Source organism: Streptomyces sp. SID5910 (assembly GCF_009862125.1).
Lineage (GTDB): Bacteria > Actinomycetota > Actinomycetes > Streptomycetales > Streptomycetaceae > Streptomyces.
In genome coordinates this window covers 1-7,644 of the sequence record NZ_WWHX01000334.1, presented here as the reverse complement: position 1 = coordinate 7,644, position 7,644 = coordinate 1, and the positions used below count along the sequence as shown (strand labels likewise).

Sequence of the window (7,644 nt, the reverse complement as noted above, 5' to 3'; positions counted from 1 at the left end):
AGTTCGGCGGCGACCGCGCCGGCCGTGGCCCGGGTCACGCCGAGTTCGGCGGTGAGGACGGCCCGGGTGGGGGCGCGTCCGGTGTGCACGAGCTCCAACGCGGGTCCGAGCGCGCCGCGCCCCCGGTCCAGCCGCGTCCTCGAGGTGGTCCCTTCCCCCGCCGGCCGGGGGTCCGCCTTGCCGCTCATGAGGGGGAGTCTCCCATGATCCGCCGGCCGCGGGCGCCTAACGGCCGCCGGCCCCGGGTTCCTGGAGACCGCTGACCCGGAGCGTGATGTTCAGGCGCCCGGTGAGCCCCAACTCGGGCGGTGCGGTGCCCGCGTGCACCCTCGGCACGCCGTGGTGTGCGAGCCGGGAGGGGCCACCGAAGACGAACAGGTCGCCGCTGCGCAGCTCGACGTCGGTCCAGGGGCGGGTGCGGGTGTCGGGGTTGCCGAAGCGGAAGACGCAGGTGTCGCCGAGGCTCAGCGAGACCACGGGGGCGTCCGCCCGCTCGTCGGCGTCGCGGTGCAGGCCCATGCGGGCGTCGGCGTCGTAGAAGTTGATCAGCGCGATGTCGTACGCCGCCGCAGTGGCCGCCTCGGCGCCCAGAGTGTCGGTCACGGCGCGGCGTCCGAGGTCGCCGAGCCAGGCGGGGAAGGGCTTGACCGGGGCGCCGTCGCCGTCGACGACGGTGCGGGCGTAGGCGTACGGGTACCAGTGCCATCCGAGGCACACCTGCCGGGCGGTCATGGTGCCGCCGCCGGGGGTGCGGACGGTGCGCAGTCCGGCGGGCGGGCGGGCCCACTCCCGGCAGGCACGCAGCAGCTCGCGCTGCTGGCCGGGGCCCAGCCAGTCCGGCAGGTGCACGGCGCCGGGGACGACCTCGACGCGGCCCCTCGGGAACAGCTCGACGTCCATACGTCCATCCTGCCGGACCGTCCGCCCGGCCGACCTGCCCTGCCGACCCGGCCGACGGGTTCACCTGACCGACCTGCCCGAGCGTCCTGACCGACGGATGCGTCCGGATGACCTGCCCGCCGGCTCGCGCGGCCGAGCGCCCGCCGGTCCCGCTCGCCGCCCCGCGCGGCTGACCGTCCGCCGGTCCCGCTCGCCGTCCCACGCTGCCGGCCGCCCGCCGGTCCCACTCGCCGTCCCACTCAGCCCAAACCACCTGCCGGTCCGGCTCGCCGTCGCGCGCGGCCCATTACCCACCGGTCTCGCTCGCCCTCGCGCGCGGCCCACCACCCGCCGGTCCCGCCCGCTGCCCCACGCAGCCCACCACCCGCCGGTCCCGCACACCGTCCCGCCCGCCGTTGCGCCCAGCCGGCCGCCGGCTCGCCTTGCCCTCCCCCACGGCCGCCGTCCGCCGGCCCGTCCCTCCCGCCCGGCCCTGCGACCCGAGCGTCCTCTTCCGGCGTCCCGCGCGGCCTTCGTGTCCGACCGTGCCGTCCCCCTCGTCCCTCGCGGCCGTCCCGCAGGGCCCTGCCGCCAGGCAGACCGCCCGGATCCGGTCTGAGCTGCGGCTCCGCTAGCCTGGACGCACGATGAACGAGCGCAGCGACCGTATGACGACTCCGTGGGGCGAGCGCGCGCTCACCCGCTTCCCCGAGGACCCCCGCGACCGGCTGCGCGCCTGGGACGCCTCCGACGAGTATCTGCTCCGGCATCTCGCCGACCAGGAGGTCCCGCTGTCCGGCACGGTCGTGGTGGTCGGCGACCGGTGGGGGGCGCTGGTGACGGCGCTGGCGGCGCACCGGCCGGTGCAGATCACCGACTCCCACCTCGCCCGGGAGGCGACCCTCGCCAACCTGGCGCGCAACGGCGTGGCCCCCGGCTCGGTGCGGCTGCTCACCACGCAGGACCCGCCGCCCGGGCGGATCGACGTCCTGCTGGTGCGGGTGCCGAAGAGCCTGGCCCTGCTGGAGGACCAGCTGCTGCGGCTGGCGCCCGCCGTGCACGAGGGCACGGTCGTCGTCGGCACCGGCATGGTCAAGGAGATCCACACCTCGACGCTCGCGCTGTTCGAGCGCATCATCGGCCCGACCCGCACCTCGCTCGCCGAGAAGAAGGCACGGCTCGTCCTCAGCACGCCGGATCCGCGGCGGGAGCGGCCCGCCAACCCGTGGCCGCTCAGCTACGCGCTGCCCGAGGGCATCGGCGCGCTCTCCGGCCGGACGGTCGTCAACCACGCCGGCGTCTTCTGCGCCGACCGGCTCGACATCGGCACCCGGTTCTTCCTCCAGCACCTGCCGGCCGGCCGGGGCGCCCGGCAGGTGGTGGACCTGGGCTGCGGCAACGGCGTGGTCGGTACGGCCGTGGCGCTGGCCGACCCGGACGCCGAGGTGCTGTTCACCGACGAGTCGTTCCAGGCCGTCGCCTCGGCCGAGGCCACGTACCGGGCGAACGGGGTGCCGGGGCACGCCGAGTTCCGGGTCGGCGACGGACTGGCCGGGGTGCCGGACGCGAGCGTGGACCTGGTGCTCAACAACCCGCCGTTCCACTCGCACCAGGCGACGACCGACGCCACGGCGTGGCGGATGTTCACCGGGGCGAAGCGCGTGCTCCGCCCCGGCGGCGAGCTGTGGGTGGTCGGCAACCGGCACCTCGGCTACCACGTCAAGCTGCGGCGCCTGTTCGGCAACAGCCGGCTGGTGGCGAGCGACCACAAGTTCGTGGTGCTGAAGGCCGTCAAGCGGTAGTGCCAGTGACGACGCGGATGAGCTCGGCCACGGTCCGCACCATCGCCTCCCTCCCCACGGTGAGGTAGCGGCGCGAGTCGACGGCGTCCGGGTGGGCGGCGAGGTACTCCCTGATCGCGCCCGTCATGGCGATGTTGAGCGCGGTGCCGACGTTGACCTTGGCGATGCCGCCCGCGACCGCCGCGGCGAGTTCGCGGTCCGGGACTCCGGAGGAGCCGTGCAGCACGAGCGGCACGTCCAGCGCCGCCGACAGCTCCTTGAGCAGGTCGTGGTCGAGGGCCGCGGTGCGGGTGGTCATGGCGTGGCTGCTGCCGACGGCGACGGCCAGGGCGTCCACCGCCGAGTCGGCCACGAAGGCACGGGCCTCGGCGGGCTCGGTGCGGGCGCCGGGCGCGTGCGCGTCGAGCGGCGCCTCGCCGTTCTTGCCGCCCACTTCTCCCAACTCGGCCTCGATCCACAGCCCCTGGGCGTGGGCCCAGTCGGCGGCGGCCCGGGTCGCGGCGAGGTTCTCCGCGTACGGCAGCCGGGAGGCGTCGTACATCACGGAGCTGAAGCCGGCGTCCGGGGCCTGGCGCAGCAGGCCGTCGCTCTGGACGTGGTCGAGGTGGAGGGCGACGGGCACGGCGGCGCCCTCGGCGGCGGCGACGGCGGCGCGGGCCAGCGGCAGCAGGCTGCCGTAGCGGAACTTCACCGCGTTCTCGCTGACCTGGAGCACGACGGGGGCGCGCACGGACTCGGCGCCGGCGACGACGGCCTCGATGTGCTCCAGGGTGATGACGTTGAACGCGGCGACGGCGGAGCGTGCCGCGGCGGCACGGCCGATCAGGTCGCCGGTGGTGGCGAGGGGCACGGGGTCTCCTTTCCCCGGACTGCCCCGGACCGCCCGGCACAAGGCGGGACGTGCCGGGACGTGCCGGGGTGTCGGGCGGACGTCAGGGGGCGAGGATCACCGAGCGGGTGAGGTGGCGGGGACGGTCCGGGTCGAGGCCGCGGGAGGCGGCGACGGCGACGGCGAGGCGCTGGGCGCGGACCAGTTCGGCGAGCGGGTCGAGGCCCCCGGCCACCCACAGCGCGCCAGTGTCCCGGACCTGCTCGGCCAGCCCCTCGGGGGCCTCGCCGAACATCCAGGTCGCCGTGGTCGAGGTGCTGACGCTGATGGGGCCGTGCCGGTACTCCATCGCCGGGTACGCCTCGGTCCAGGACAGGGAGGCCTCGCGCATCTTCAGCCCGGCCTCGTTGGCCAGGCCCACCGTCCAGCCGCGGCCGAGGAAGGTGAACTGGGTGCGGTCGACGAGCCCTTCGGGCAGTCCGTCCGCGAGGGCGGTGCGGGCGTCGGCGACGGCGGCCCCGGTGTGCAGGCCGAGGTGGGCGCGGAGCAGGGTCAGGGCGGTGGTCGCGAACCGGGTCTGCACGACCGACCGTTCGTCCGCGTAGTCGAGGACGACGACGTCGTCGGCGGCGGCCATGACGGGCGTGTCCGGGTCGGCGGTGAGCGCGACGGTGCGGGTGCGGCCCTTCAACGCGCCGAGCAGGTCCAGCACTTCGGTGGTGGTGCCGGAGCGGGTGAGGGCGACGACGCGGTCGTAGGCGCGGCCCGAGGGGAACTCGGAGGCGGCGAAGGCGTCGGTCTCCCCGAGGCCCGCCTCCTCGCGCAGCGCCGCCACCGACTGCGCCATGAAGTACGAGGTGCCGCAGCCGACGACCGCCACCCGCTCCCCCGCCGCCGGCAGCACCGCCGCGTGCCCGGCCGCCTCGGCCGCGGCGCGTGTCCAGCACTCGGGCTGGCTGTTGAGCTCGTCCTCGACGTACGTCATGCCGCACACTCCCGATCGGTCCCTGAGCGGACCTGGTCGCTTGATTGTTTCTGCAAGATACAGCGAATTTTCGAGCACTATCAAGCATTCAGGCGCAGAAGGTCCGTGCGCTAGGGTCGGCGGGAGATCGAGGAACGGAGGCGCGGATGTCGCGCGACGCCCGCTGGAAGGCGCTGCTGGAGCTGCTCGTCGAGCGTGGCCGCCTGGACGTCGAGGAGGCGGCGACCGAACTGGAGGTGTCGGCCGCGACGATCCGCCGGGACTTCGACCGGCTGGCGGAGCAGCAGATGCTGGTGCGCACGCGCGGGGGCGCGGTCGTCCACGGGGTGTCGTACGAGCTGCCGCTGCGCTACAAGACCGCTCGCCGGGCCTCGGAGAAGCAGCGTGTCGCGCAGGCCGTCGCGGCACTGGTGGCGCCGGGCGAGGCGGTGGGCCTGACCGGGGGCACGACCACCACCGAGGTGGCGCGCGCGCTGGCGGTGCGCGCCGATCTGGCGTCCGGCACGCCGGCGCTGACGGTGGTCACGAACGCGCTGAACATCGCCAACGAGCTGGCGGTGCGGCCGCAGTTCAAGATCGTGGTGACCGGTGGGGTGGCCCGGGCCCAGTCGTACGAGCTGATCGGGCCGCTGGCGGACGGGGTGCTCGGTCAGGTCACGCTCGACGTGGCGGTGCTGGGGGTGGTGGCCTTCGACGTCGTGTACGGCGCCGCCGCGCACGACGAGGCGGAGGCCGCGATCAACCGGTTGCTGTGCGAGCGCGCCGAGCGCGTGGTGGTGGCCGCGGACTCCAGCAAGCTGGGCCGGCGGGCGTTCGCCCGGATCTGCGCCGCCGAGACGGTGGACACGCTGGTCACGGACGAGGCGGCCGACCCGGAGACCGTCCAGCGGTTCGAGGAGGCGGGGATCCGGGTCGTCACGGCGTAGCGGGCCGGGCGGCGTCCGGTCACGGCGGGCCCGCTGCGGCCCGTCAGTGCGTGTGGCCGTCGTCGGTGTGCTCCGGCGTGGTGGCCGGCGCCGTCTCCCGCGCGGCCGGCGCCGATCCGGCCCGCACGGTGAACGCCGCGGTGTGGACCTTTCCCTCGTGCCGGAAGTCCAGGAAGAGGCGGTAGGTGCCGGCGCTGGGCGCGGTGGCCGTGAAGGAGATCTCCGGGCCGGGCTTCGTGGCGCCGTCGCCCGGTTCGCCGTTCGGGTGGACGTGCAGGTAGGCGAGGTCACCGGAGCGCAGGGCGACGAGGTGGCCGTAGGCGCCGAGGTAGGGCTGGAGGTTCGTGACGGGCGCGCCGTCGCGGGAGACCTTGAGCTTCAGCTCGCCCGCCTTGCCGGGGCTGAGGGGCCCGGCGAGTTCGACCTGGTAGCCGTCGGTCCGGGCGGTGTTGTGGGGTGCGGGCGGGGCCGCGGGGGTGTAGGCGCCGCCGGCCGCGAGGTCCGCGCCGAGGATGAGGTTCTCCGCGTCCTCGCCGGCCGGGGTGAAGTCGGCGAAGACGCGGTAGCCGCCCGCGCGGGGCAGGTCGACGGGGGTGCTCCAGGTGCCGTCGGCGGCGCGGGTGGGATGCAGGTGGCGGTAGGTGTCCAGGTCGCGTGAGGCGACGATGAGGTGGAGTTCCTTGTCGTGCTCGCGCTGGTACGCGGTGACGGCCCGGCCGTCGTCGTCGCGGACGGTGAAGCGCAGCTCGGTGCGCTGACCCGCGGTGACGCGCGGGGTGGCGAGGTCGAGCGTGTAGCCGTCCTCGGAGATCCGCAGACCGCCGGCCGGCTCGTCCTCGTGGCCGCCGTGGCCGCCGCCCGGGTCCGCCGACGGCTCGCCCGCATGGTCGTCGTGGGCGGCCGGCGGGGCCTGTTCCACGACCGGGTCGACGGCCTTGCCCACGCCGTACGCCGTGCCGAAGGTCGCGGCCAGTGCGGCCGTGAACGCGGTGATCCGCAGTCCGGTGCTCAGTCCCGTACTCATGACGGTCGTCCCCTCGATTGCCGGGCGCCCGGTCCTGCGGACGCCTCCTTCATGCACTTCACCATACCCCCGGGGGGTAAACAGTCAAGGCACGGCCGCGGTTGCTTTGGCTACCCCCAGGGGGTATACATGACACGGCAGCCGACATACCCCGGCCCCGTATCAGGAGCAGCCATGACCACGAGTACGACCAGCACACCGACCGAGGTGGAGCTCGCCATCGGCGGGATGACCTGTGCCTCGTGCGCCGCCCGGATCGAGAAGAAGCTGAACCGGATGGGCGGGGTCACCGCGACCGTCAACTACGCCACGGAGAAGGCCAAGGTCAGCTTCACGGACGGGGTGTCCGTCCCGGAGCTGATCGCCACCGTCGAGGCGACCGGGTACACGGCCCACGAGCCCGAGCCGGTACGGACCGAGCCCGCGCCCGGCGCGGAGGCCGAGGAGGCGGACGCCCTGCGGCCGCTGCGGCAGCGACTGGTGACCGCGGTGCTGCTGGCCGTCCCGGTCATCGCGATGGCGATGGTGCCGGCGCTCCAGTTCACGTACTGGCAGTGGCTGTCGCTGACCCTGGCGGCGCCCGTGGTCACCTACGCCGCCTGGCCCTTCCACCGGGCCGCGTTCACCAACGCCCGGCACGGTGCGGCGACCATGGACACGCTGATCTCGGTCGGCACCTCGGCGGCGTTCCTGTGGTCGCTGTGGGCGCTGTTCCTCGGCACCGCGGGCACGCCCGGCATGACGCACCCCTTCGAGCTGACCATCGCCCGCGGTGACGGCTCCGGGAACATCTACCTGGAGGCCGCCGCCGGGGTGACCGCGTTCATCCTGGCCGGCCGGTACTTCGAGGCCCGCTCCAAGCGCAAGGCCGGGGCCGCGCTGAAGGCCCTGCTGGAGCTGGGCGCCAAGGACGTCACCGTGCTGGGCGCCGACGGCACCGAGCGGACCGTTCCCACGGCGGAACTGGCGGTGGGCGACCGCTTCCTGGTCCGTCCCGGCGAGAAGATCGCCACCGACGGCACCGTCGTGGAGGGCGCCTCGGCGGTGGACGCGTCGATGCTCACCGGCGAGTCGGTGCCGGTCGAGGTCGGCGTGGGCGACGGCGTCACGGGGGCCACCCTGAACGCGGGCGGCCGGCTCGTGGTCGAGGCCACCCGGGTCGGCGCCGACACGCAGCTCGCGCGGATGGCGAAGCTGGT

The 7,644-nt window shown here is 74.8% G+C and carries 7 protein-coding genes and 1 pseudogene; 3 read left to right on the top strand and 5 right to left on the bottom strand.

Features of this window, described 5'->3' with window-relative positions:
* Together GTW67_RS11520 and GTW67_RS11515 are read right to left on the bottom strand one after the other, a co-directional pair.
* A pseudogene (locus tag GTW67_RS11520) lies at window positions 1-188 on the bottom strand (ROK family protein); the annotation flags it as partial.
* A gap of 37 nt (window positions 189-225) precedes the next feature.
* A complete protein-coding gene (locus GTW67_RS11515) occupies window positions 226-900 on the bottom strand; it encodes an alpha-ketoglutarate-dependent dioxygenase AlkB family protein (protein ID WP_161164708.1) in 675 nt (224 codons plus the stop codon).
* 647 nt (window positions 901-1,547) lie between these two features.
* Between GTW67_RS11515 and GTW67_RS11510 the strand changes: the two genes are divergently transcribed.
* On the top strand, window positions 1,548-2,681 hold the full coding sequence (locus tag GTW67_RS11510; protein ID WP_161164710.1) for a methyltransferase: 1,134 nt from the start codon (window positions 1,548-1,550) through the stop codon (window positions 2,679-2,681).
* Here GTW67_RS11510 and GTW67_RS11505 read toward each other — a convergent pair.
* Together GTW67_RS11505 and GTW67_RS11500 are read right to left on the bottom strand one after the other, a co-directional pair.
* Window positions 2,671-3,531: a ketose-bisphosphate aldolase gene (locus GTW67_RS11505; protein WP_161164707.1), complete on the bottom strand. Its 861-nt coding sequence runs from the start codon at window positions 3,529-3,531 to the stop codon at window positions 2,671-2,673. The two genes, GTW67_RS11510 and GTW67_RS11505, sit on opposite strands and share 11 nt — an antisense overlap.
* 82 nt (window positions 3,532-3,613) lie before the next feature.
* Complete coding sequence (locus tag GTW67_RS11500; protein WP_161164706.1) at window positions 3,614-4,495, bottom strand: SIS domain-containing protein; 882 nt, start codon at window positions 4,493-4,495, stop codon at window positions 3,614-3,616.
* A 146-nt stretch (window positions 4,496-4,641) separates the two neighbouring features.
* Between GTW67_RS11500 and GTW67_RS11495 the strand changes: the two genes are divergently transcribed.
* Window positions 4,642-5,421 (top strand): DeoR/GlpR family DNA-binding transcription regulator, encoded by a 780-nt coding sequence (locus GTW67_RS11495; RefSeq protein WP_161164705.1) that lies wholly within the window; start codon window positions 4,642-4,644, stop codon window positions 5,419-5,421.
* 43 nt (window positions 5,422-5,464) lie between these two features.
* On the opposite strand, the gene GTW67_RS11490 is transcribed toward GTW67_RS11495, so the two are convergent.
* Window positions 5,465-6,433, bottom strand: coding sequence for a DUF8832 domain-containing protein (locus GTW67_RS11490; protein ID WP_161164709.1), 969 nt, complete (start codon window positions 6,431-6,433; stop codon window positions 5,465-5,467).
* 186 nt (window positions 6,434-6,619) lie between these two features.
* Between GTW67_RS11490 and GTW67_RS11485 the strand changes: the two genes are divergently transcribed.
* A partial coding sequence (locus tag GTW67_RS11485; protein ID WP_161164704.1) for a heavy metal translocating P-type ATPase occupies window positions 6,620-7,644 on the top strand: 1,025 nt, incomplete at its 3' end.